Raw genomic sequence first — 23,854 nt, 5'->3', positions numbered from 1 at the left:
TGTTTTTATGCAGGCACCCGAGTTGAATGACTCGACTGGTTTTTCGAGGAAAGTGGTTGGCGAAGCCGGTTTCAGGCTTTTCGCCCCGTTGTCCATGCGCGCGGTTTGTGTGCATGGGCCGATCATTTTCTGCTTCACTCAAGGCTCGCCCAAAGGCTTGTCGCCCGGATCATAGGGGAATGGCGTAATGGCAACGGTAGACCGCTGGCTGCTGCCAGATGGCATCGAAGAAGTACTGCCACCAGAAGCTGCGCGCATCGAAATAGCGCGTCGCCAGGTGTTGGATCTGTTCCAGAGCTGGGGTTACGAGTTTGTCGTGACTCCCCATATCGAGTACCTGGAATCCCTGCTGACCGGCGCGGGCTCGGACCTCGATCTGCGTACCTTCAAGGTCATCGACCCGCAGTCGGGCCGGCAGATGGGTTTCCGCGCCGACATCACGCCGCAAGTGGCGCGCATCGATGCGCACACCCTGCGTCGCGAAGGCCCGAGCCGTCTGTGCTATGCAGGTAGCGTGCTGCACGCTCAGCCACGTGCCTTGTCGTCCTCGCGCAGCCCCATTCAACTGGGCGCCGAGTTGTACGGCGATGCCAGCCCGAGCAGCGACGTGGAAGTCATCAGCCTGATGCTGGCCATGCTGCAACTGGCCGATGTGCCGGATGTGCACATGGACCTCGGCCATGTCGGCATCTACCGCGGCCTGGCCCGCGCCGCCGGTTTATCCGGTGAAGTCGAGCAACAGTTGTTCGATGCGTTGCAACGTAAAGCCATCGACGAGGTCATTACCTTGACCGAAGGCCTGCCTGCCGATCTGTCGGGCATGCTGCGAGCGCTGGTCGACCTGTGTGGCGGTCGTGAGGTGTTGAGCGCAGCGCGTGAGCGTCTGGCCAATGCGCCGGCGCCCGTGCTGGCGGCCCTGGACGATTTGCTGGCAATTGCCGAACGTCTGTCCACGCGTTTCCCGGAATTACCGCTGTATTTCGACCTGGGCGAGTTGCGCGGCTACCACTATCACACTGGTGTAGTGTTCGCCGTGTTCGTACCCGGGGTTGGCCAGTCCATTGCTCAGGGCGGTCGTTACGACGACATCGGCGCCGACTTCGGTCGTGCCCGTCCGGCGACTGGTTTCTCTACCGATTTGAAAACCCTGGTGACCCTGGGGCGTGCTGAAATCGAGCTACCGTCTGGCGGTATCTGGATGCCTGACAGTACAGATGCAGCACTCTGGCAGCAGGTTTGCCAGTTGCGCAGTGAGGGTCAGCGTGTCGTTCAGGCATTGCCTGGGCAGCTTTTGGCCGCCGCCCGTGAAGCGGACTGCGACCGGCAATTGATTCAGCAGAACGGGCTTTGGCAAGTATTGCCGCTGGCTTCTTGAGTTTTCCTGCCGGCCGCTGCCGGCACCAAGTTTGCGCGAATGAGGACAAGTGTTATGGGTAAGAATGTCGTAGTCCTGGGCACCCAATGGGGTGATGAGGGCAAAGGCAAGATCGTTGATCTGCTGACCGAACATGCTGCCGCCGTAGTGCGCTACCAAGGTGGCCACAACGCTGGTCACACCCTGGTGATCGACGGCGAAAAAACTGTCTTGCACCTGATTCCGTCGGGCGTGCTGCGCGAAGGCGTGCAGTGCCTGATCGGTAACGGCGTGGTGGTTGCACCCGACGCCCTGCTGCGGGAAATCATCAAGCTGGAAGAGAAAGGCGTGCCGGTGCGCGAGCGCCTGCGTATCAGCCCGTCTTGCCCGCTGATCCTGTCCTACCACGTAGCGCTGGACCAGGCCCGTGAAAAGGCCCGTGGCGAGCTGAAGATCGGTACTACCGGTCGCGGCATCGGCCCGGCTTACGAAGACAAGGTTGCCCGTCGCGGTCTGCGCGTAGGTGATCTGCTCAACATGCCGCGCTTTGAAGCCAAGCTGCGTGAACTGGTGGAATACCACAACTTCATGTTGGTCGGTTTCTACAAAGAACCAGCCATTGACTTCGACAAGACCCTGGCCGAGTGCAAAGAATACGCTGAACTGCTCAAGCCGCTGATGCTGGACGTGACTGCCGAGCTGCACGACCTGCGTCGTGCTGGCAAAGACATCATGTTCGAAGGCGCCCAAGGTTCGTTGCTGGACATCGACCACGGCACCTACCCGTACGTGACCAGCTCTAACACCACCGCTGGCGGCGTTGCTACCGGTTCGGGCGTTGGTCCTATGTTCTTGGACTACATCCTGGGTATCACCAAGGCTTACACCACACGTGTAGGTTCGGGTCCATTCCCGACTGAGCTGTTCGACGAAGTCGGTGCGCACCTGGCTAAACAAGGTCACGAGTTCGGCGCGACTACCGGTCGTGCTCGTCGTTGTGGCTGGTTTGATGCCGTTATCCTGCGTCGCGCTATCGATGTGAACAGCATCTCGGGCATCTGCCTGACCAAGCTGGATGTACTCGACGGTCTGGAAACCATCAACATCTGCGTCGGCTACAAAGATGCAGAAGGTAAGGACGTTGCCCCGACTGACGCTGACAGCTACATGGGTCTGCAGCCGGTGTACGAAGAAGTGCTGGGCTGGACAGAGTCGACCGTGGGTGCCAAAACTCTGGAAGAACTGCCAGCTAACGCCCGTGCTTACATCAAGCGCGTTGAAGAGCTGATCGGTGCGCCGATCGACATTATTTCGACGGGCCCGGACCGCAACGAAACCATCGTTCTGCGTCACCCGTTCGCTTAATAAGTCGTTGATGTAAAACACAAAGGCCCCTTAATTGGGGCCTTTGTCGTTTATGCCTGTCGAACGGCATGACCTTTGCTGTGAACATTGAAAAAGCATCGTTTCTGACGTGCTATCAATTTGATGGCGTCAAAGCAGAGGGATTTTCAGTGTCGGCCGTTCTCTCACTGTTACAAAGCCGTCTCTTGCGGCCCGTGTTCGTTACCCTTGGTATCGCCCTTTTGGTGCAGGTGCTGGTAGCTGTCGCTCTGACCCGGAGCACAGTGACTGCGCTGGAAGCTGATTTGGGTATGCGGTTGGACGCCGATAGCCAAAAACTCTCTGGTGAACTTGAACAGGCAGGTCGTGAAGTCACGTCGAGCCTGGATAGGCTGTCCGCCAGTACCCGCCAGCGCCTGACGGCCGGGCTGTCTTCGCGTCTGAAGGACGAGCAGGCGCAACTGCGTGCGACGCTGGAAAAGGACCTGAAGGATTCGGCCAATGACATGGCGCAGCTTCTGGCTTCGGTCGCGCCCCGCGCCATGTGGGACAGCGACATTCCCACCCTGTCCGAATTCGCTCGCCGCGCCCAGCGCAATCCCAATGTGTTGTTCGTGGTCTACGACGACGCCACGGGCCAGCACTTGACGCGCTACCTCAATCGGGAGAACCCGATCAACAAGGCGCTTCTGGAAAAAGGCCAGGGCGAACGGGCGCTGGACAAGGTGCTGGATGCGGCGAAGAACGATCCGTCGGTCTATTACCTTGAAGCCCCGATCAATCCTAATGGGGTGGAGATCGGCAAGGTGTTGATGGGCGTCTCGACCGCCTCCGTGGAAACCGATGTGGCGGCGCTGGACAAGCGATTCTCGGCGCTGATTGCCAGCAGCGATCAACTGGTGGGTGACAGCCTCAAGGGTGCGGCAGCTGATAGCGCGACGGCGATGCGCGGGCGTCTGCAGTCGGCACAGTCCACTGCCACTGAAATGAAAGCCAATACCACCACAGCCGTGCAGGAAGCGGCGGGGACTTTGCGTTGGCGCATCGGCATGGGCCTGGCGCTGGTAGGTTTTGGTGTGCTGCTGTTGTTGGCGGTGGTGCTGGGTCGTCGGGTGGTCAATCGCTTGAAGCTGCTGATCGCCGCCATGGATGACCTGGCGGCGGGTGAGGGCGATCTGACCAAGCGTGTGCAGATCAACAGCCAGGATGAGATTGGCGACATGGCCTCGGCGGTCAATCGCTTTGTGGATAAATTGCAGCCGATCGTGCGGGAGGCGGGCGATGTGGCCCAGCGGACCGGCGTCGAAATCGGCGCCATGACCCTGCGCAATGCCGGCGCCGATGCGGCGGCGGGCATGCAACGCGACGAGGTGGCCGAAAGCTTGCGCGCGTTGTCGCAAATGGCTGACGAAGCCCAGTCTGAAAGCCACGCCATGCAGGCCGCTTTGCAGCAGGTGGTGGGCATCCGTCAGGCCACGGATGAAAACACCCGGACCTCGGCGAAAGTTGGCAGTCTCATTGAGGCATTGGCCGGACAAGTCGACACCGGCGCGAAAGTCATCGAACGCCTGGCGCAGCAAAGTGAGCAGATTGAAGTGGTACTGACGGTGATTCACGGGATTGCCGAACAAACCAACTTGCTGGCGTTGAACGCAGCCATCGAGGCGGCGCGTGCCGGCGAGACCGGTCGCGGGTTTGCCGTGGTGGCGGATGAGGTGCGGGCACTGGCGAGCAAGACTCAAAGCTCAACCGGCGACATTCAGGCCCACATCGTTGCGTTGCAGCAAGGCGCGCGAGAGGCCGTCGCGGCAATTGGGCAGGCCGGGCGTCAGGCCAGCGAAGGTTTACTGGTATTGCGCGACAGTGCACGGTTGCAGCAGTCGGTGCAGGCGTCGGTCGAGCAGGTGCATGCGGCAATCGGTCTGGCGACCCAGGCTGCGGCGCATCAGGCGCAAGGTGCGCAGGCGGTACGCGGGCGGGTTGAGACCATCCATGCGCAGGCCGAGAAGGCTGCTCAGGCGGTGGTGGAAACCACGGCCAGTGGCAAGGTACTGGATGGCTTGGCGGCTCAGTTGAAGGCGAGCCTGGGGCAGTTCCGGGCTTAGGTTTTTCGTCTGCAAGTCTGACGCCTTTGCGGGCTAGCCTCGCTCCTACAGGAATTGCGTCGTGCGCACATTTCGCGAACGACACTACACCGTAGGAGCGAGGCTTGCCCGCGAAGCTTTTCAGCGGCTCTGCGCAGAGGGAGAGTTTGTTTGCAAGAGGCTGCATAACGCTTGATCTCCCGTAGGAGCTGCCGAAGGCTGCGATCTTTTGATCTTCAGCGATTTCAGTTGCGCCAACAATCAAGATCAAAAGATCGCAGCCTTCGGCAGCTCCTACAGAGGCCATGCTGACATTTATTAAGTTTTTGAACGCCAGAAACGCAAAAACCCGCTTTCGCGGGTTTCTGTGAAATTCAAGATCATGACCTTGAATTTGAATTGGTGCCCAGAAGAAGACTCGAACTTCCACGACCTTGCGGTCACCAGCACCTGAAGCTGGCGTGTCTACCAATTTCACCATCTGGGCATAATCGCAAGCGTTGCCGCTGTTGATGTGGCGCACTATACGGAGAGCATTTTGATCTGTAAACCCCTGATTTAATTTTAATAAACCGGAAGCCTGAAATGCAAAAACCCGCTTTCGCGGGTTTTTGTGTGAGCCTTGAAATTGATCTAATCTCAAGCTCGAAATTGGTGCCCAGAAGAAGACTCGAACTTCCACGACCTTGCGGTCACCAGCACCTGAAGCTGGCGTGTCTACCAATTTCACCATCTGGGCAGTATCGGCAGCGCGTGTGCGTCGTCGATGGCGCGCACTATACGGAGCGTCTTTTTAACTGTAAACCCCCGGCATCGAAAAAACCTGGAAAATTTCTCCAGTGGTATTCAAATCAGCTTTGCGATGTCGATAAAGGGCTTTAGATGGGCTGTCATAGCCTGAAATTTCCCGTTTCATTACGCCTATGCCAAACTAACCCGCATATAGACAAGGTGAAAACTCTCTAATGGCCGATTGGCAGTCCCTCGATCCCGAGGCCGCTCGTGAAGCGGAAAAATATGAAAACCCTATTCCTAGCCGCGAATTGATCCTTCAGCACCTTGCTGATCGAGGTTCGCCTGCTAACCGCGAGCAACTGGTCGAAGAGTTTGGTCTGACCACAGAAGACCAGATCGAAGCCCTGCGTCGCCGCCTGCGCGCCATGGAGCGCGACGCTCAACTCATCTATACCCGTCGCGGCACCTATGCGCCGGTGGACAAGCTTGACCTGATCCTGGGCCGCATCAGCGGTCACCGTGACGGTTTCGGCTTTCTGGTCCCGGACGACGGCAGTGACGACCTGTTCATGAGCCCGGCGCAAATGCGTCTGGTGTTCGATGGCGACCGTGCCCTGGCCCGTGTTTCCGGTCTGGACCGTCGCGGTCGCCGTGAAGGCATGATCGTCGAAGTGGTGTCCCGTGCCCACGAGACCATCGTCGGTCGTTACTTCGAAGAGGGCGGTATCGGTTTTGTCGTCGCGGACAATCCGAAGATCCAGCAGGAAGTGCTGGTGACGCCGGGCCGCAACGCCAACGCCCAAATCGGTCAGTTCGTCGAAGTGAAGATCACTCACTGGCCAACGCCACGCTTCCAGCCGCAAGGCGACGTGGTCGAGGTCGTGGGTAACTACATGGCGCCGGGCATGGAAATCGATGTCGCCCTGCGCACCTACGATATTCCGCACGTCTGGCCTGAAGCGGTGCTCAAGGAAGCCGCCAAGCTCAAGCCGGAAGTTGAAGAGAAAGACAAAGAGAAGCGCATTGACCTGCGCCATCTGCCGTTCGTGACCATCGACGGTGAAGATGCGCGCGACTTCGATGACGCGGTCTACTGCGAAGCCAAACCGGGCAAGCTGCGCCTGTTCTCCGGTGGCTGGAAGTTGTACGTGGCGATTGCCGACGTTTCCAGCTACGTGAAAATCGGTTCGGCGCTGGATAACGAATCCCAGGTTCGTGGCAACTCGGTGTACTTCCCCGAGCGCGTCGTACCGATGCTGCCAGAGCAACTGTCCAACGGCCTGTGCTCGCTGAACCCGCACGTCGATCGCCTGGCGATGGTCTGCGAGATGACCATCTCCAAATCCGGCGAGATGACCGACTACTGCTTCTACGAAGCGGTGATCCACTCCCACGCTCGCCTGACCTACAACAAGGTCAGCGCCATGCTGGAGACGCCGAAAGCCACCGAAGCGCGTCAGCTTCGTGGTGAATACACCGACGTTCTGCCGCATCTCAAGCAGCTGTATGCGCTGTACAAGGTTCTGCTCGCGGCTCGTCACGTGCGCGGCGCGATCGATTTCGAAACGCAGGAAACCCGGATCATCTTCGGTTCCGAGCGCAAGATCGCCGAAATCCGTCCGACCGTTCGCAACGACGCTCACAAGCTGATCGAGGAATGCATGCTGGCGGCCAACGTGGCCACTGCAGAGTTCCTGAAGAAGCACGAAATCCCTGCGCTGTATCGCGTCCACGACGGCCCGCCACCGGAGCGTCTGGAAAAACTGCGCGCCTTCCTTGGCGAACTCGGCCTGTCCTTGCACAAAGGCAAGGATGGTCCGTCGCCGAAGGATTACCAGGCGTTGCTGGCCAGCATCAAGGACCGTCCGGATTTCCATCTGATCCAGACCGTCATGCTGCGTTCGTTGAGCCAGGCGGTGTACAGCGCTGATAACCAGGGCCACTTCGGCCTGAATTACGAAGCCTATACCCACTTCACTTCGCCGATTCGTCGCTACCCGGACTTGCTCACGCACCGGGCGATTCGTAGCGTCATCCATTCGAAAATGGACACCCCGCACGTTCGCCGTGCCGGCGCGATGACCATTCCGAAAGCGCGCATCTATCCGTACGACGAAGCGATCCTGGAGCAGCTCGGCGAGCAATGCTCGATGAGCGAACGCCGTGCCGACGAAGCGACCCGCGATGTCGTGAACTGGCTCAAGTGCGAGTTCATGAAAGACCGCGTGGGCGAATCGTTCCCGGGTGTGATCACCGCCGTGACCGGTTTCGGTCTGTTCGTCGAACTGACCGATATCTACGTCGAAGGCCTGGTGCACGTCACCGCGCTGCCGGGCGATTACTACCACTTCGATCCTGTACACCATCGCCTGGCCGGTGAGCGTACCGGTCGCAGCTTCCGCCTGGGCGACACCGTTGAAGTTCGCGTCATGCGCGTCGACCTCGACGAGCGCAAGATCGACTTCGAGATGGCTGAGAAAACCATCAGTGCGCCGATCGGTCGCAAGAAGCGTGGAGCTGAAACTGCTGCGCCTTCTACAAAAACAGCCGCAGAACCGGCACCGGCGAAAACCGGCCGTCGTCCTGCCAAGGAAAAGGCTGTCGAAGCCTATCGTCCGAGCGATGCCGCGGCAAAAAACGCCGAGTTGCGTAAAAGTCGTGAAATGAAACAGGCGTTGCTGTCTGAAGCGAAAAGCGGCGGTAAAGCGGCGTCTGGGGGAAAGACCGGGCGGTCGGCGCCTGACAAGGCCTCCGGCGAGAAGCCAGCAAAACCGAGCAAACACCGTAAAGGCCCGCCAAAAGCGGGTTCCGCTCCAGCCGCCAGAAGCGGCGGGGCGCGTAAACCTAAGGCCAAGTCATGAGTCAGTTGGAAAAGATCTATGGCGTGCACGCTGTAGAAGCGTTGCTGCGTCACCATCCAAAACGCGTCAAGCAGATCTGGCTGGCTGAAGGCCGCAGTGATCCGCGGGTGCAGACGCTGATCGGGCTCGCTGCCGAAAATCGCGTGGCGGTCGGTCAGGCTGAGCGTCGTGAACTGGATGCGTGGGTAGAAGGCGTGCACCAGGGCGTTGTCGCGGAAGTGAGCCCGAGCCAGGTCTGGGGCGAAGCGATGCTCGACGAATTGCTCGACCGTACCGAAGGCGCACCGCTGTTGCTGGTGCTCGATGGCGTGACCGATCCGCATAACCTTGGCGCTTGCCTGCGCTCGGCCGATGCGGCCGGCGCGCTGGCGGTGATCGTGCCGAAGGACAAGTCGGCCACGCTGACCCCGACGGTGCGTAAAGTGGCCTGCGGTGCGGCAGAAGTGATTCCGTTGGTGGCTGTGACCAACCTGGCGCGCACCCTGGAAAAACTCAAGCAGCGTGGCTTGTGGGTGGTTGGTACGGCGGGCGAGGCTGAGCAGAGTCTGTATCAGCAAGACCTCACCGGCCCGACCATCCTGATTATGGGTGCTGAAGGCAGCGGAATGCGTCGCCTGACTCGCGATCTTTGCGATTATCTGGTACGTCTGCCAATGGCGGGCAGCGTCAGCAGTCTCAATGTGTCCGTGGCGACTGGCGTGTGCCTGTTCGAAGCCCTGCGCCAGCGCGGCATCAAAGCTGCCGGCAAAAAGTCCTGACACTCCTATAGGGGCTGTGTAGGAGCTGACGAGTGAAACGAGGCTGCGATCTTTTGACTTTGACTTTTAAAATCAAAAGATCGCAGCCTCGTTTCACTCGACAGCTCCTACAGTCCTAAAGGCGCTCGGATTCAAGTTCAGGTGATTGTTCAAATAATCACCAATTGCCTTGCGCCTCTCTTGTCCCTTCTCTACAATTGCGCCCCTTGCTGTGACGGCAGGCACGCATGTGTCTATCGCAAGCAAGTCCATAAGTGTCATTCACTCCTTGTCTGACCGCTTTTGAGCGGCAGGCTACAACCCGTAAGGAGCATTCATGCGTCATTACGAAATCATCTTTTTGGTCCACCCGGATCAAAGCGAGCAAGTCGGCGGCATGGTTGAGCGTTACACCAAGCTGATCGAAGAAGACGGCGGCAAAATCCACCGTCTGGAAGATTGGGGCCGTCGTCAACTGGCCTACGCAATCAACAATGTTCACAAGGCTCACTACGTGATGCTGAACGTTGAGTGCACTGGCAAGGCCCTGGCCGAGCTGGAAGACAACTTCCGCTACAACGATGCAGTGATCCGTAACCTGGTCATCCGTCGCGAAGAAGCCGTTACCGGCCAATCCGAGATGCTCAAGGCTGAAGAAAACCGCAGTGAGCGCCGTGAGCGTCGCGACCGTCCTGAGCACTCCGACGCTGATAGCGTTGATGGTGATGACAGCGACGCCAGCGATAACGCTGACGAGTAATCCACGGACCTTTTGAGGAGCCTATTACATGGCACGTTTCTTCCGTCGTCGTAAATTCTGCCGCTTCACCGCTGAAGACGTGAAAGAGATCGATTACAAAGATCTCAACACTCTGAAAGCCTACGTATCCGAGACCGGCAAAATCGTTCCAAGCCGCATCACCGGTACCAAAGCTCGTTATCAGCGTCAGCTGGCCACCGCTATCAAGCGCGCCCGCTTCCTGGCCCTGCTGGCCTACACCGACAGCCACGGCCGCTGAGACCGGGCAGTCGACACGTAGCAAAGGATTGAATGCATGCGCGCCTTAGCTGAGTTCATCATGCGCGGCCGTATGCAGGCCACTCTGGTAGTGGCCGGATGCGCAACGTTGCCGTTGTTGTATTGGTTGGGTGCTGCCGCAGGATGCCTTGTGCTCCTGCGGCGCGGATTGAAGGACGCCATGGGCGTTCTTGCTCTGGGGCTGCTGCCGGCGTTGATCTGGTGGCTTTATTCTGATGACCCACGGGCACTTCTGGTGCTGCTGGGGTCTTCGAGCCTTGCGTTGGTTTTGCGCGCAAGTGAGTCCTGGAACCGCGTGCTGCTGGTCAGCATAGCGATGGGATTGGTGTTTTCAGTGGTGCTGGGGGCGGCTTTTGCGCCCCAGATCGAGATGCTGGCGCAGGCTTTGATAAAAGTCATGCCGTCGCTACTCGGTGATGTCTACCAGCAATTGTCGGTAGACGAGCAAGCGCGTTTCGCGTCCCTGATTGCACCGGTCCTGACCGGCCTGATTGCGGCCTTGTTGCAAATCGTCAGTGTGCTGAGCCTGATTGTCGGGCGCTACTGGCAGGCGTTGTTGTACAACCCGGGTGGTTTTGGTCGCGAGTTTCGCGCCATCCGAATCCCGCTTTTACCGGCGATGTTGCTGCTGGTGTTGATGCTTCTGGGGCCTAACTTAGGCTCGCAGATGGCCATGTTGACACCGTTGTGCAGCGTACCGCTGGTGTTCGCCGGGCTGGCCCTGATTCACGGGCTGGTGGCGCAAAAGCGACTGGCCGGATTCTGGCTGGTGGGGTTGTACGTCACGCTGTTGCTGTTCATGCAACTGATCTATCCGTTGCTGGTGGTCTTGGCCATCGTCGACAGCCTGATTGATTTTCGCGGTCGTTCGGCACCGAAAGATGCCGATAACGCGAACGGTGAAGGTTAAAAGTTAAGAGGATTTTCACATGCAACTGATCCTTCTGGAAAAAGTCACCAACCTGGGCAACCTGGGTGACAAAGTGAACGTTAAGGCTGGTTACGGTCGTAACTACCTGCTGCCTTACGGCAAAGCTACCGCTGCGACCGCTGCCAACCTGGCTGCGTTCGAAGAGCGTCGCGCTGAGCTGGAAAAAGCCGCAGCAGACCGTAAAACTTCGGCTGAAAGCCGTGCCGCCCAACTGGCTGAGCTGGAAGTGACTATCACTGCCACCGCTGGTGACGAAGGCAAGCTGTTCGGTTCGATCGGCACCCACGACATCGCTGATGCACTGACCGCCTCTGGCGTTGAAGTTGCAAAAAGCGAAGTTCGTCTGCCGAACGGCACCATCCGCAACGTAGGCGAATTCGACGTAGCCGTGCACCTGCACGCCGAAGTTGAAGCCACCGTACGCGTTGTCGTGGTAGCAGCTTAAGCAGCACTTGTCGGCTGGCACCCTCGGGTGCTTGCCGGTAACATCGGGCACGATCCTGTTTACAGGTCGTGCCCTTTGTCTTTCTGCGGTTCCTGATTTTCTACAAACCTGCTTTTTCTAAAGAACCAAGTGGCCATGAACGATATTTCCGCTCCCGAGCAATACGATCTGCAAACCGCTGCCCTGAAGGTGCCGCCGCATTCCATCGAGGCCGAACAGGCCGTGCTCGGTGGTCTGATGCTGGACAACAACGCCTGGGAACGCGTGCTCGATCAGGTATCGGACGGCGATTTCTATCGGCATGACCACCGTCTGATTTTCCGGGCCATCGCCAAGCTGGCGGACCAGAACTCCCCGATCGACGTTGTGACCCTTGCCGAGCAATTGGACAAGGAAGGTCAGACCTCGCAAGTCGGTGGCCTTGGTTACCTGGGTGAGCTGGCGAAAAACACCCCGTCCGTAGCCAACATCAAGGCCTATGCGCAAATCGTTCGTGCGCGGGCGACGTTGCGGCAGTTGATCGGCATCGCTACCGAAATTGCCGACAGCGCTTTCAACCCGGAAGGCCGCACGGCTGAAGAAATTCTCGACGAAGCTGAACGGCAGATCTTCCAGATCGCCGAGGCCCGGCCAAAAACCGGCGGCCCGGTGAGCGTGAATGACCTGCTGACCAAGGCTATCGACCGCATCGACACCTTGTTCAGCACCGACAACGCCATTACCGGCCTGTCCACCGGTTATACCGATCTCGACGAGAAAACCAGCGGCTTGCAGCCTGCCGACCTGATCATCGTTGCCGGTCGTCCGTCCATGGGTAAAACCACCTTTGCGATGAACCTGGTGGAAAATGCCGTGTTGCGCAGCGACAAGTGCGTACTGGTTTACTCGCTGGAGATGCCAGGCGAATCGCTGATCATGCGTATGCTGTCGTCCCTTGGGCGTATCGACCAGACCAAAGTCCGGGCCGGTCGCCTGGACGATGACGATTGGCCTCGCCTGACCTCGGCGGTCAACCTGCTGAACGATCGCAAGCTGTTCATCGACGACACGGCTGGTATCAGCCCCTCGGAGATGCGCGCACGGACCCGGCGTCTGGTGCGTGAACACGGCGACATCGCCCTGATCATGATCGACTACCTGCAGTTGATGCAGATTCCAGGTTCCGGTGGCGACAACCGGACCAACGAGATTTCCGAGATCTCCCGTTCCTTGAAAGCCCTGGCCAAGGAATTCAACTGCCCGGTAGTGGCGCTGTCTCAGCTCAACCGCTCCCTGGAGCAACGACCGAACAAACGCCCGATCAACTCCGACCTCCGGGAATCCGGAGCGATCGAGCAGGATGCTGACGTGATCATGTTCGTGTACCGGGATGAGGTGTACCACCCGGAAACCGAGCATAAAGGCATCGCCGAGATCATCATCGGCAAACAGCGGAACGGCCCGATCGGCACGTCACGACTGGCGTTCATCGGTAAATACACCCGCTTCGAAAACCTGGCGCCGGGCAGCTACAATTTCGACGACGAGTAACCCGATAGAACTGTTTGGACCGGGGACATGGTGGACCTGTGGCGAGGGAGCTTGCTCCCGCTCGACTGCGCAGCAGTCGCAAAGCTGAGAAATGCAGTCCGTCTGGAAAAATTCGGTCGCAGGTTTTGGGGCCGCTTCGCTGCCCAGCGGGAGCAAGCTCCCTCGCCACAGGGGTTGCGCCTGATCTCAGGATCTTTGTGCGAAACGGTCGCCGCAATTTCCGACCATAGCCGTCGGAATTGGTCAAATTTTGTGCTATATTCCGCGCCCGCGAAATTCAATGAAAGCCAACACCGGTTATCGACATGCAAGCAGCCAAGCCGTTATTTGACTATCCCAAGTACTGGGCCGAATGTTTCGGGCCAGCGCCATTCCTGCCGATGAGCAGGGAGGAGATGGATCAGCTTGGCTGGGATTCCTGCGACATCATCATCGTCACCGGTGATGCCTACGTCGACCACCCGTCGTTCGGCATGGCAATCATCGGCCGGCTGCTGGAGGCCCAGGGCTTCCGCGTCGGGATCATTGCCCAGCCAAACTGGCAGTCCAAAGACGACTTCATGAAGCTCGGCGAGCCGAACCTGTTCTTCGGCGTCGCGGCCGGCAACATGGATTCGATGATCAACCGTTACACCGCCGACAAGAAAATCCGTTCCGACGACGCCTACACCCCCGGTGGCCTGGCGGGCAAACGTCCGGACCGCGCGAGCCTGGTTTATAGCCAGCGCTGCAAGGAAGCCTACAAGCACGTGCCGATCGTGCTCGGTGGCATCGAAGCCTCCCTGCGCCGCATCGCCCACTACGATTACTGGCAGGACCGGGTGCGCAACTCGATCCTGATCGACGCTTGCGCCGATATCCTGCTCTACGGCAACGCCGAGCGTGCGATCGTCGAAGTCGCCCAGCGCCTGTCGTTCGGCCACAAAATCGAAGACATCACCGATGTGCGTGGCACCGCGTTCATTCGTCGTGACACGCCAAAAGACTGGTTCGAGATCGACTCCACGCGTATCGATCGTCCGGGCAAGGTCGACAAGATCATCAACCCCTACGTGAACACCCAGGACACCCAGGCTTGCGCCATCGAGCAGGAAAAGGGTCCGGTCGAAGATCCGAACGAAGCGAAGGTCGTGCAATTGCTGCCGAACCCGCGCCTCACCCGCGAGAAAACGGTCATCCGTTTGCCGTCGATGGAAAAAGTCCGTGGCGACTCGGTGCTCTACGCCCACGCCAACCGCGTGCTTCACCTGGAAACCAACCCGGGCAACGCCCGTGCGCTGGTGCAGAAGCATGGCGAAGTGGACGTCTGGTTCAACCCGCCTCCGATTCCGATGACCACTGAAGAAATGGACTATGTGTTCGGCATGCCTTACGCACGGGTTCCGCACCCGGCGTATGGCAAGGAAAAGATTCCTGCCTACGACATGATCCGCTTCTCGGTGAACATCATGCGCGGCTGCTTCGGCGGCTGTACGTTCTGCTCGATCACCGAGCACGAAGGCCGGATCATCCAGAACCGTTCCGAAGAATCGATCATTCGCGAAATCGAAGAGATCCGCGACAAGGTGCCAGGCTTCACCGGAGTGATCTCCGACCTCGGCGGCCCGACCGCGAACATGTATCGCATTGCCTGCAAGAGCCCGGTCATCGAATCCGCGTGCCGCAAGCCGTCCTGCGTGTTCCCGGGCATCTGTGAAAACCTCAACACCGATCACTCGTCGCTGATTCAGCTTTATCGCAGCGCCCGTGCCTTGCCGGGTGTGAAGAAGATCCTGATCGCATCCGGCTTGCGTTACGACCTCGCGGTCGAATCGCCGGAATACGTCAAGGAGCTGGTGACACACCACGTCGGTGGATACCTGAAGATCGCCCCGGAACACACCGAGGAAGGTCCGCTCAACCAGATGATGAAACCGGGCATCGGCAGCTATGACAAGTTCAAGCGCATGTTCGAGAAGTACACCAAGGAAGCTGGGAAAGAGCAGTACCTGATTCCGTACTTCATCGCCGCTCACCCAGGCACTACCGACGAAGACATGATGAACCTGGCCCTGTGGCTCAAGGGCAATGGTTTCCGTGCCGACCAGGTGCAGGCGTTCTACCCGTCGCCGATGGCCACCGCCACCGCGATGTACCACTCGGGCAAGAACCCGCTGCGCAAAGTCACTTACAAGAGTGACGGCGTGACCATCGTCAAGAGCGAAGAGCAGCGTCGTCTACACAAGGCGTTCTTGCGTTATCACGACCCCAAAGGCTGGCCGATGCTGCGCGAAGCGCTGACCCGCATGGGCCGCGCCGACCTGATCGGGCCGGGCAAGAACCAGTTGATCCCACTGCATCAGCCGGCGACCGACAGCTACCAGAGTGCCCGTCGCAAGAACTCGACACCGGCCGGCAGCCACAAAGTGGCCGGGGAAAAGACCACCAAGATCCTGACCCAGCACACCGGTCTGCCACCGCGTGCCAGCGATGGCGGTAACCCGTGGGACAAGCGTGAACAGGCCAAGGCTGCGGCATTCGCCCGCAACCAGCAGGCGGCCAAGGAGCGCAAGGACGCGGCCAAAGGCAAGGGACCAAAACCTGCGCGCAAGCCGGTAGTGCCGCGCTAAGTCTCGTTTGATCTGAACAAAACGCCAACCTTCGGGTTGGCGTTTTGCGTTGGGCCTGAAGATCAAAAGATCGCAGCCTTCGGCAGCTCCTACAGATTCGGTGTTCGCCGCCATACCGCGGTCGAACACAATCCCGTGTAGGAGCTGCCGAAGGCTGCGATCTTTTGATCTTCGCCACATTTGCGTGCAACGCTCCCCAACCAAATTCCCGCATCGCCCGATTTTGGTGCTGTACTGCCCTGAGCAAATCTGGGAAAGCGCCGGCCTGCCGGAATGGCATAAGTCTTGCGCGCTTTCGGTAACGCTTAAGGCTCGCAGGAGGCACGCCGTGTCGATTCATGTCGCATTGCACCACGTCACGCATTACCGCTACGACCGCGCCGTCGAGCTCGGTCCGCAGATCGTTCGCCTGCGCCCGGCTGCCCATAGCCGCACGCGGATACTGTCCTATGCGCTGAAAGTCTCGCCCGAGCAGCATTTCATCAACTGGCAACAGGACCCCCAGGGCAACTATCTGGCACGCCTGGTGTTCCCGGAGAAAACCGATGAGCTGCGGATCGAGGTCGACTTGCTGGCCGAGATGGCGGTGTTCAATCCGTTCGACTTCTTCCTCGAGCCCTACGCCGAAAAAATCCCTTTCGCCTACGCTGCGGATGAGCGCAAAGAGCTGGCGCCGTACCTGGAAACCTTGCCCCTGACGCCGAAGTTCAAGGCCTATCTGGATGGCATCGACCGCACGCCGCTACCGAGCGTGGATTTCCTGGTCGCGCTCAACCAGCGCCTCAGCGAAGACATTGGCTACCTGATTCGCATGGAACCAGGCGTACAGACTCCGGAACACACCCTCGAACAGGCCTCCGGCTCTTGCCGTGACTCGGCGTGGCTGCTGGTGCAGTTGCTGCGCAATCTCGGTTTGGCGGCGCGTTTTGTGTCCGGCTACTTGATCCAGCTGACCGCCGATGTCAAAAGCCTCGACGGCCCCTCGGGCACCGAAGTGGATTTCACTGACCTGCACGCCTGGTGCGAGGTCTATTTGCCCGGCGCTGGCTGGATCGGCCTGGACGCGACTTCTGGGCTGTTTGCCGGTGAAGGACACATTCCGTTGGCGTGTAGTCCCGATCCGTCCTCTGCGGCACCGATCAGTGGCTTGGTGGAACCGTGCGAGTGCGAATTCACCCACGAAATGTCAGTCGAGCGGATTTGGGAAGCGCCGCGAGTCACGAAGCCCTACACCGAAGACCAATGGCTGGCGATTCAGGCGCTGGGCCGGCAGATCGATGCCGACCTGCTCAAAGGCGACGTGCGCCTGACCATGGGCGGCGAGCCGACATTCGTTTCCATCGATGACCCTGACGGCGCCGAGTGGAATACCGCGGCGCTCGGGCCGGACAAACGTCGCTTGTCGGCCGAACTGTTCCAGCGCATGCGCAAGCGTTACGCGCCCAAGGGACTGGTGCATTTCGGTCAGGGCAAGTGGTATCCCGGCGAGCAACTGCCGCGCTGGTCGCTGAACTGCTACTGGCGCCGCGACGGCGTGCCGATCTGGCACAACAGCGTGCTGATCGCTGATGAGCAGGAAGACTACGGTGCCGATGGCGAGTTGGCCGGGCGTTTTCTGGCGAGTGTCGCCGAACGCCTGAAAATTCCGACACGCTTCGTGTTCCCGGCCTACGAAGACAATTTCTATTACCTCTGGCGCGAAGGCGCTTTGCCGCAGAACGTCAGCGCCGAAGACTCACGGCTGGAAGAACCTTTGGAGCGTGCGCGGCTGCGCAAAGTCTTCAGTCAGGGCCTGGACAAGGTGATCGGCCAGGTCCTGCCGCTGGCGCGTACCGCCAAGGGCGATCAATGGCAAAGCGGTCGCTGGTATCTGCGGGAAGAACATTGCCGACTGGTGCCGGGGGATTCGCCGCTGGGGTATCGCTTGCCACTCGGTTCGCAGCCCTGGGTGAAGGCGGCGGAGTACCCGTTCATTCACCCTGTCGACCCGAATCAGGATTTCCCTGAGCTGCCAGGCACCGACCAGCTACAACATCACGCGCAACCACAAACGGGCAACGAGCGCGCGCCCAAGATCGACGAGTCCGCCGATTGGCTGACCCGCACCGCATTCTGTGCCGAAGCGCGAGAAGGCCGGTTATACCTGTTCATGCCGCCACTGGAGCGGGTCGAGGACTATTTGGAACTGGTCACCGCCATCGAAGCCACCGCCGAGGAATTGCACTGCCCGGTGTTGCTGGAAGGCTATGAACCGCCGAGCGATCCGCGGCTGAGCAACTTCCGCATTACTCCCGATCCGGGCGTGATCGAGGTCAACGTCCAGCCGTCCGCCACCTGGGATGAATTGGTGGAGCGCACCGAATTTCTTTACGAAGAGGCGCGCCAGACGCGACTGACCACCGAGAAGTTCATGATCGACGGCCGGCACACCGGCACCGGCGGCGGTAATCATTTCGTGCTGGGTGGCGCGACTCCGGCTGACTCCCCGTTTCTGCGTCGTCCCGATCTGCTGCGCAGCCTGATCAGTTACTGGCACAACCATCCGTCCTTGTCCTACCTGTTTTCCGGATTGTTCATCGGCCCGACGTCCCAGGCGCCACGGGTGGATGAGGCGCGCAACGATTCGCTGTATGAACTGGAAATCGCCTTCGCCCAGATGCCGAAGCCGGGCGAAGAGTGCGCGCCGTGGCTGGTGGATCGACTGCTGCGCAATCTGCTGATCGACGTGACCGGCAACACCCACCGCGCCGAGTTTTGCATCGACAAACTCTATTCGCCGGACGGCGCCACCGGGCGCCTCGGGTTACTGGAACTGCGAGCCTTTGAAATGCCGCCCCATGCGCGCATGAGCCTGACGCAGCAATTGTTGCTGCGGGCGCTGGTGGCGCGGTTCTGGCGCGAGCCTTATGCACCGCCGAAACTGGCGCGCTGGGGCACAGAGCTGCACGACCGGTTCCTGCTGCCGCACTTTATCGAGCAGGATTTCGCCGACGTCATCGTCGACCTCAATGCCGCCGGTTATCCCGTGCGGGCCGAGTGGTTCGCGGCGCATCTGGAGTTCCGTTTTCCCAAGGTCGGCGACTATGCGGTCAGCGGCATCCAACTGGAATTGCGTCAGGCGCTGGAGCCTTGGCATGTACTCGGCGAGGAAGGTGCGGCAGGGGGGACGGTGCGTTACGTGGATTCGTCGTTGGAGCGTTTGCAGGTCAAGCTTAGCGGCCTGCCGCCTCAGCGTTATCTGCTGACCTGCAACGGCATCCCGGTGCCATTGCAACCCACGGGGCGGGTCGGTGAGTTCGTCGCCGGCGTACGCTTTCGCGCCTGGCAACCGGCCAACTGCCTGCAGCCGACCATCCCGGTCCACGCGCCGCTGGTGTTCGACCTGCTCGACACCTGGATGGGGCGTTCGCTGGGCGGTTGTCAGTACCACGTCGCCCACCCGGGCGGGCGCAACTACGACAGCCTGCCGGTGAACGCGAATGAGGCCGAGAGCCGGCGGATGGCGCGTTTCTTCCGTGTCGGACACACGCCAGGGAAACTTCCTATACCGAATCTGGAAATTAACGACGAGCTGCCGATGACTCTCGATTTACGACGTTTCTAAACCGTACACGACGCTCGGATTTTTCGTATATCCGGGCGTCATGAGCCTGCGTTAGTCTGACCGTTCTTTGCTGTCTGCCGAGCTTTCCATGCCTGACCTGCTTGATCATTACCCGTTCACCGCGGGCACTTATCACGAACTGCTCGACGACAGCGGCGCCGTGCGCCCGCACTGGCGGCGGCTGTTCGATCAATTGCAACGCAGCACGCCAGCACAACGGATGCAGCGTCAGGCGCTGCTGACCCGCCAGATTCAGGAAAACGGCATGACCTATAACGTCTACGCCGACCCCAAGGGCGCCGACCGGCCGTGGGAGCTGGACCTTCTGCCCCATGTGATGGCCGCCGATGAGTGGGAACAGTTGTCGGCCGGGATCGCTCAACGGGCGCGCTTGCTCAATGCTGTGCTGGCGGATTTGTACGGCCCTCAGCGCTTGATCGCCGAAGGCCTGCTGCCGGCTGAGCTGGTGTTCGGTCACAACAACTTCCTCTGGCCCTGTCAGGGCATTTCGCCGCCCGATGGGGTCTTTTTGCATCTATATGCCGTGGATCTGGCGCGCACGCCTGACGGCCGCTGGTGGGTGACGGCGGACCGCACGCAAGCACCATCCGGTGCCGGTTACGCACTGGAAAACCGCACCATCGTGTCCCGGGCCTTCCCCGAGCTGTACCGCGATTTGAAGGTGCAGCACCTGGCCGGGTTCTTCCGCACCCTTCAGGAAACGCTCGCTCGTCAGGCGCCGAGCGATGACGAAGCACCACTGGTGGTGCTGTTGACGCCGGGGCGTTTCAACGAAAGCTATTTCGAACACCTGTATCTGGCTCGCCAGCTCGGTTATCCATTGGTGGAGGGCGGCGACCTGACCGTGCGGGATGCCACGGTCTACCTGAAAACCCTGAGCGGCCTGCGTCGGGTCCACGCGATCATGCGCCGGCTCGACGATGATTTTTGCGACCCGCTGGAGCTGCGCACCGACTCGGCTCTCGGCGTGCCCGGGCTGCTCGAAGCGGTGCGTCAGGGCCGGGTGCTGGTGGCCAACGCCCTTGGCAGCGGCGTGCTGGAGTCGCCGGGTTTGCTGGGTTTCCTGCCGAAGATCAATCAGCATCTGTTCGGCGAAGAGCTGATTCTGCCGTCTATCGCGACCTGGTGGTGCGGTGAAGCGCCGGTGCTGGCCCAGGCCCTGGAAAAACTGCCGGAACTGTTGATCAAACCGGCGTTCCCGTCGCAGAGCTTTACGCCGGTGTTTGGTCGTGATTTGAGTGAAAAACAGCGCCATGCCCTGGCCGAGCGCATGCAGACGCGGCCTTACGCCTATGTTGCGCAAGAATTGGCGCAACTGTCACTGGCGCCGATCTGGCAGGTCGAAAAGGGGCAGTTGCAACCGCGGGCCATTGGCATGCGCGTGTATGCGGTGGCCAGTCGGGATGGCTATCGGGTACTGCCCGGCGGGCTGACCCGGGTTGCCGCCGAGGCCGACGCCGAAGTGGTGTCGATGCAGCGCGGCGGTGCAAGCAAGGACACTTGGGTGTTGGGTGATCGCCCGCCCAGCGGCGAACAATGGAAAGCCCAGCGCAACATCGGTGTGCATGATCTGGTGCGACGCGATCCGTATCTGCCATCGCGGGTGGTCGAAAACCTGTTCTGGTTCGGCCGTTATTGTGAGCGCTGCGATGACAGCGCGCGGCTGCTGCGCATTATGTTGGCGCGCTATATCGATGGCGATGATCCGCAAGCCCTGGAAGCAGCAGTTGATCTCGGTGAACGCTTGAATCTGTTGCCGGAGGAGGGCGAGTTGCCGGAGCGCTTGCTGGCGGCGTTGCTCGGCGATAATTGGCCGTTCAGCCTGCGCTCCAACCTGCAACGCTTGCAGTGGGCGGCGTCGCAAGTACGCGGCAAGCTCTCTCGAGAGAACTGGCAAGCGCTGGTGGAATTGCAGCGCGAGGCAATGGAACTGGAAACCGAAGAGCCGGATTTCGGCGAGTTGCTGGATTTCCTCAACCGATTGGTGATGTCACTGGCGGCGCTGTCCGGTTTTGCCCTCGACGACATGACCCGGGACGAAGGCTGGCGTTTCCTGATGATGGGGCGGCGGATCGAACGGCTGCAGTTTCTCAGCGGCAGCCTGGCAGCGTTTCTGCGTGGCGCCGGGGCTTTCGATCAGGCCGGGCTGGAATGGCTGCTGGAGCTGGGCAACAGCAGCATCACCTACCGCTCGCGGTATCTGGCGATGGCGCAATTGATCCCGGTGCTGGACCTGTTATTGCTCGATGAGCAGAACCCTCACGCCGTGTTGTTCCAGTTGAAGCTGGTGACCCGCACGTTGAAACGCTTGAACGACGACTTTGGTGCGCCGCGTGAAACCGGTCTGCCGCAGTTGTTGGAGCGACTGGCGCGCTTCGATCTGGGTTGCCTGGAAAACCCACTGTTTGGCGAGGCCAGTGTTCGCGCCGCCATCGAAGGACTGGCCGATCTGTTGCAGGAGATCGCCGATGCGAGCGGGCAAATATCGGACCGTCTGGCCTTGCGCCATTTCGCCCATGTCGATGATGTCAGCCAACGCACGGTGTCCGTCTGATGAATGCCCGTTACCAGATTTTCCACGACACCCATTATCACTATGACAGCCCGGTATCCCTAGCCCAGCAACTGGCGCATTTATGGCCGCGGGCTTGCGTTTGGCAGCGCTGCACCGATCAGCAATTGCAGATCAGTCCCGATCCGACCTCGCGCCGGGATGAGCTGGATGTGTTTGGTAATCCGCTGACCCGGCTGGCATTCGAGCGGCCCCACGATGAGTTGCTGGTCAATGCCAGTCTGACGGTCGAAGTGCTGGCCCGGCCATCGTTGGACTTCAATCAATCACCAGCCTGGGAAGAAACCTGCAACGCTCTGACCTACAACAGTCAGCCGCTCGCTGCTGAATTGCTCGAAGCCTGCCGGTACCGGTTCGAATCGCCTTACGTGCACTTGAAGCGCAACTTCGTCGAGTTCTCGGAAAGTTGCTTTCCTCCTGGCCGGCCATTGCTACTGGGGGTTCAGGCGTTGATGGAGAAGATCTTCAGCGAATTCACCTTCGACGCCGAAGCGACCCAAGTGGCAACGCCGCTGGTGGAAGTGCTGGAGAGGCGGCGCGGGGTTTGCCAGGACTTTGCGCATTTGATGCTCGCTTGTGTGCGCTCCCGGGGATTGGCGGCGCGGTACATCAGCGGTTACCTGCTGACCCAGCCACCGCCAGGCCAGCCACGGCTGATCGGCGCCGATGCGTCTCATGCCTGGGTGTCGGTGTTTTGTCCGGTGCTGGGGTGGGTGGATTTCGACCCGACCAACAATGTACAACCGGCGCTGGAGCACATCACCCTGGCCTGGGGGCGGGATTTTTCCGATGTGTCGCCGTTGCGTGGGGTGATTTTGGGCGGTGGCAGCCACGATCCCGAGGTTCGGGTCACAGTAATGCCATTGGAGTAACCGACATCCAGTGTGGGAGCGGGCTTGCTCGCGAAAGCGGTTGAACATTCAACATTGACGTCGACTGACCCACCGCTTTCGCGAGCAAGCCCGCTCCCACAGGGAATGTGCAGTTTTTGGAGGGGGATTTCAGACTGGCCTGTGAGGGTCAGCAACAGCGTTGCTGACCCTGGACACAGATCCGGTGGGCCTGATCAGATCATCGGGCCCTGAGGGTCTCAGGCGTCGGGCGCCTGATCTTTCGGTGCTTCAGTTTCGTCTGTCGCCACTTCGCCTTCGGTATCCGGGTTCAGTGCTGCTGCTTCTTCTTCAGCTGTAGCTTTCTTGCGCTGAAGCTTTTCCTCTTTCTTCTGCTCCTTGGCCAAGTCTCTCTGACGTTTGGCGAAGGAATAATTAGGTTTAGCCATGGGCGATCCTCTGGGGTCGAAGGTGAGGTTGAGCGGCGCATATTCTGCCCTGTATCGATGCCGAGCCGTTAGCTGGGTTTTTGCTCGGTCCATTTTGGCGGTACCGAGGGTTGCCAGGCGTCCAGTGCATCGAGCAGGGTTTGCGGCGATTCGCTCATTTGCAGCATGTCACGGTGCGCTTCGCGAACGAAGCCTTCGCCGACGATATGATCAAGAAAAGACGTCAATTTGCTATAGAAACCGTTCACTTCCAGCAAACCCAGCGGTTTGCCGTGATAGCCGAGCTGGCCCCAGGTCCAGACTTCGAACAGCTCTTCCAGCGTGCCCAGGCCGCCGGGTAGCGCAATAAAGGCATCGCTGAGCTCGGCCATTCGTGCTTTGCGCGCATGCATGCCGTCGACCACTTCCAGACGAGTCAGACCGCTGTGACCGATTTCCTTGTCCTTGAGGCTCTGCGGGATGATCCCGATCACCTCACCACCGGCCGCCAGTGCGGCATCGGCTACAATCCCCATCAACCCGACGGCGCCGCCGCCATAGACCAGAGTCAGCTTGCGCTCGGCCAGTGTTCGCCCCAAGGCGACAGCCGCTTCACGATAAGCTGGATTGGTGCCGGTACTGGCACCGCAAAATACACAAACGGACGCTAAAGACATGCCTTACTCCACGGTCATCAGGGCCACAGAGTAAGGGTTGGCTTGCCTGGTTC

General features: G+C 59.9%; 16 protein-coding genes and 2 tRNA genes. 14 read left to right on the top strand and 4 right to left on the bottom strand.

The features are described 5' to 3' along the window. Window positions 1-187 precede the first annotated feature (187 nt). The 3 genes from ABH909_RS00835 (at window position 188) to ABH909_RS00825 (ending at window position 4,803) form a co-directional block, all read left to right on the top strand. Complete coding sequence (locus tag ABH909_RS00835) at window positions 188-1,375, top strand: ATP phosphoribosyltransferase regulatory subunit (RefSeq protein WP_008068877.1); 1,188 nt, start codon at window positions 188-190, stop codon at window positions 1,373-1,375. 54 nt (window positions 1,376-1,429) lie between these two features. After that, on the top strand, window positions 1,430-2,719 hold the full coding sequence (locus ABH909_RS00830; RefSeq protein WP_007902666.1) for an adenylosuccinate synthase: 1,290 nt from the start codon (window positions 1,430-1,432) through the stop codon (window positions 2,717-2,719). Window positions 2,720-2,868: 149 nt separating this feature from the next. Further along, window positions 2,869-4,803, top strand: a complete 1,935-nt coding sequence (locus tag ABH909_RS00825; RefSeq protein ID WP_429429755.1) for a methyl-accepting chemotaxis protein — start codon at window positions 2,869-2,871, stop codon at window positions 4,801-4,803. Between the two features lie 379 nt (window positions 4,804-5,182). Here the strand turns inward: ABH909_RS00825 and ABH909_RS00820 are convergent. Both ABH909_RS00820 and ABH909_RS00815 read right to left on the bottom strand, forming a co-directional pair. Continuing rightward, a tRNA-Leu gene (locus tag ABH909_RS00820) sits at window positions 5,183-5,269 on the bottom strand. 165 nt (window positions 5,270-5,434) lie between these two features. Then, a tRNA-Leu gene (locus ABH909_RS00815) sits at window positions 5,435-5,521 on the bottom strand. 226 nt (window positions 5,522-5,747) lie between these two features. Here ABH909_RS00815 and rnr point away from each other — a divergent pair. The 11 genes from rnr (at window position 5,748) to ABH909_RS00760 (ending at window position 22,738) form a co-directional block, all read left to right on the top strand. Continuing rightward, window positions 5,748-8,378, top strand: coding sequence for a ribonuclease R (gene rnr, locus ABH909_RS00810; protein ID WP_429429753.1), 2,631 nt, complete (start codon window positions 5,748-5,750; stop codon window positions 8,376-8,378). Further along, the gene (gene rlmB / locus ABH909_RS00805; RefSeq protein WP_429429751.1) at window positions 8,375-9,136 is read left to right on the top strand and encodes a 23S rRNA (guanosine(2251)-2'-O)-methyltransferase RlmB; all 762 of its coding nucleotides are present in this window, start codon (window positions 8,375-8,377) and stop codon (window positions 9,134-9,136) included. Before rnr ends, rlmB begins: the two co-directional genes overlap by 4 nt. A gap of 316 nt (window positions 9,137-9,452) precedes the next feature. Then, on the top strand, window positions 9,453-9,875 hold the full coding sequence (gene rpsF / locus ABH909_RS00800) for a 30S ribosomal protein S6 (protein WP_095052890.1): 423 nt from the start codon (window positions 9,453-9,455) through the stop codon (window positions 9,873-9,875). Between the two features lie 28 nt (window positions 9,876-9,903). After that, a complete protein-coding gene (gene rpsR / locus ABH909_RS00795) occupies window positions 9,904-10,134 on the top strand; it encodes a 30S ribosomal protein S18 (protein ID WP_002551829.1) in 231 nt (76 codons plus the stop codon). Between the two features lie 36 nt (window positions 10,135-10,170). Then, on the top strand, window positions 10,171-11,064 hold the full coding sequence (locus ABH909_RS00790) for a hypothetical protein (protein ID WP_429429749.1): 894 nt from the start codon (window positions 10,171-10,173) through the stop codon (window positions 11,062-11,064). Window positions 11,065-11,083: 19 nt separating this feature from the next. Beyond that, on the top strand, window positions 11,084-11,530 hold the full coding sequence (gene rplI, locus ABH909_RS00785) for a 50S ribosomal protein L9 (RefSeq protein ID WP_003197251.1): 447 nt from the start codon (window positions 11,084-11,086) through the stop codon (window positions 11,528-11,530). Window positions 11,531-11,665: 135 nt separating this feature from the next. Next, window positions 11,666-13,060, top strand: a complete 1,395-nt coding sequence (gene dnaB / locus ABH909_RS00780; protein WP_429429747.1) for a replicative DNA helicase — start codon at window positions 11,666-11,668, stop codon at window positions 13,058-13,060. A gap of 305 nt (window positions 13,061-13,365) precedes the next feature. Continuing rightward, window positions 13,366-15,669 carry a YgiQ family radical SAM protein gene (locus tag ABH909_RS00775; RefSeq protein WP_008068886.1) on the top strand — a complete coding sequence of 768 codons (2,304 nt, stop codon included), beginning with the start codon at window positions 13,366-13,368 and terminating at the stop codon, window positions 15,667-15,669. 328 nt (window positions 15,670-15,997) lie between these two features. Continuing rightward, complete coding sequence (locus ABH909_RS00770) at window positions 15,998-19,273, top strand: DUF2126 domain-containing protein (protein WP_429429745.1); 3,276 nt, start codon at window positions 15,998-16,000, stop codon at window positions 19,271-19,273. Between the two features lie 88 nt (window positions 19,274-19,361). After that, window positions 19,362-21,848 (top strand): circularly permuted type 2 ATP-grasp protein, encoded by a 2,487-nt coding sequence (locus tag ABH909_RS00765; protein WP_429429743.1) that lies wholly within the window; start codon window positions 19,362-19,364, stop codon window positions 21,846-21,848. Then, window positions 21,848-22,738, top strand: coding sequence for a transglutaminase family protein (locus tag ABH909_RS00760; RefSeq protein WP_429429741.1), 891 nt, complete (start codon window positions 21,848-21,850; stop codon window positions 22,736-22,738). The genes ABH909_RS00765 and ABH909_RS00760 overlap by 1 nt, the downstream gene beginning before the upstream one ends. Window positions 22,739-22,956: 218 nt before the next feature. Here ABH909_RS00760 and ABH909_RS00755 read toward each other — a convergent pair whose 3' ends face one another. Next, entirely contained in the window at window positions 22,957-23,145 is a 189-nt protein-coding gene (locus tag ABH909_RS00755) for a hypothetical protein (protein WP_007902706.1), read from the bottom strand. Window positions 23,146-23,213: 68 nt separating this feature from the next. Next, the gene (locus ABH909_RS00750) at window positions 23,214-23,801 is read right to left on the bottom strand and encodes a TIGR00730 family Rossman fold protein (protein ID WP_429429739.1); all 588 of its coding nucleotides are present in this window, start codon (window positions 23,799-23,801) and stop codon (window positions 23,214-23,216) included. Window positions 23,802-23,854 lie beyond the last annotated feature (53 nt).

It is taken from the genome of Pseudomonas sp. BS3782 TE3695, assembly GCF_050435305.1.
Lineage (GTDB): Bacteria > Pseudomonadota > Gammaproteobacteria > Pseudomonadales > Pseudomonadaceae > Aquipseudomonas.
Note: the sequence above shows the minus strand (reverse complement) of the source record. Positions and strands in the feature narration are given on the sequence as shown.

Excerpts from the sequence above, each read along its gene's own strand:
- ABH909_RS00775 (WP_008068886.1), top strand. The coding sequence starts at position 13,366 with ATGCAAGCAGCCAAGCCGTTATTTGACTATCCCAAGTACTGGGCCGAA.
- ABH909_RS00835 (WP_008068877.1), top strand. The coding sequence starts at position 188 with ATGGCAACGGTAGACCGCTGGCTGCTGCCAGATGGCATCGAAGAAGTA.
- ABH909_RS00755 (WP_007902706.1), bottom strand. The coding sequence starts at position 23,145 with ATGGCTAAACCTAATTATTCCTTCGCCAAACGTCAGAGAGACTTGGCC.
- rnr (WP_429429753.1), top strand. The coding sequence starts at position 5,748 with ATGGCCGATTGGCAGTCCCTCGATCCCGAGGCCGCTCGTGAAGCGGAA.
- ABH909_RS00830 (WP_007902666.1), top strand. The coding sequence starts at position 1,430 with ATGGGTAAGAATGTCGTAGTCCTGGGCACCCAATGGGGTGATGAGGGC.
- ABH909_RS00765 (WP_429429743.1), top strand. The coding sequence starts at position 19,362 with ATGCCTGACCTGCTTGATCATTACCCGTTCACCGCGGGCACTTATCAC.
- dnaB (WP_429429747.1), top strand. The coding sequence starts at position 11,666 with ATGAACGATATTTCCGCTCCCGAGCAATACGATCTGCAAACCGCTGCC.
- ABH909_RS00750 (WP_429429739.1), bottom strand. The coding sequence starts at position 23,801 with ATGTCTTTAGCGTCCGTTTGTGTATTTTGCGGTGCCAGTACCGGCACC.
- ABH909_RS00790 (WP_429429749.1), top strand. The coding sequence starts at position 10,171 with ATGCGCGCCTTAGCTGAGTTCATCATGCGCGGCCGTATGCAGGCCACT.
- rpsR (WP_002551829.1), top strand. The coding sequence starts at position 9,904 with ATGGCACGTTTCTTCCGTCGTCGTAAATTCTGCCGCTTCACCGCTGAA.
- rplI (WP_003197251.1), top strand. The coding sequence starts at position 11,084 with ATGCAACTGATCCTTCTGGAAAAAGTCACCAACCTGGGCAACCTGGGT.
- rlmB (WP_429429751.1), top strand. The coding sequence starts at position 8,375 with ATGAGTCAGTTGGAAAAGATCTATGGCGTGCACGCTGTAGAAGCGTTG.
- rpsF (WP_095052890.1), top strand. The coding sequence starts at position 9,453 with ATGCGTCATTACGAAATCATCTTTTTGGTCCACCCGGATCAAAGCGAG.
- ABH909_RS00760 (WP_429429741.1), top strand. The coding sequence starts at position 21,848 with ATGAATGCCCGTTACCAGATTTTCCACGACACCCATTATCACTATGAC.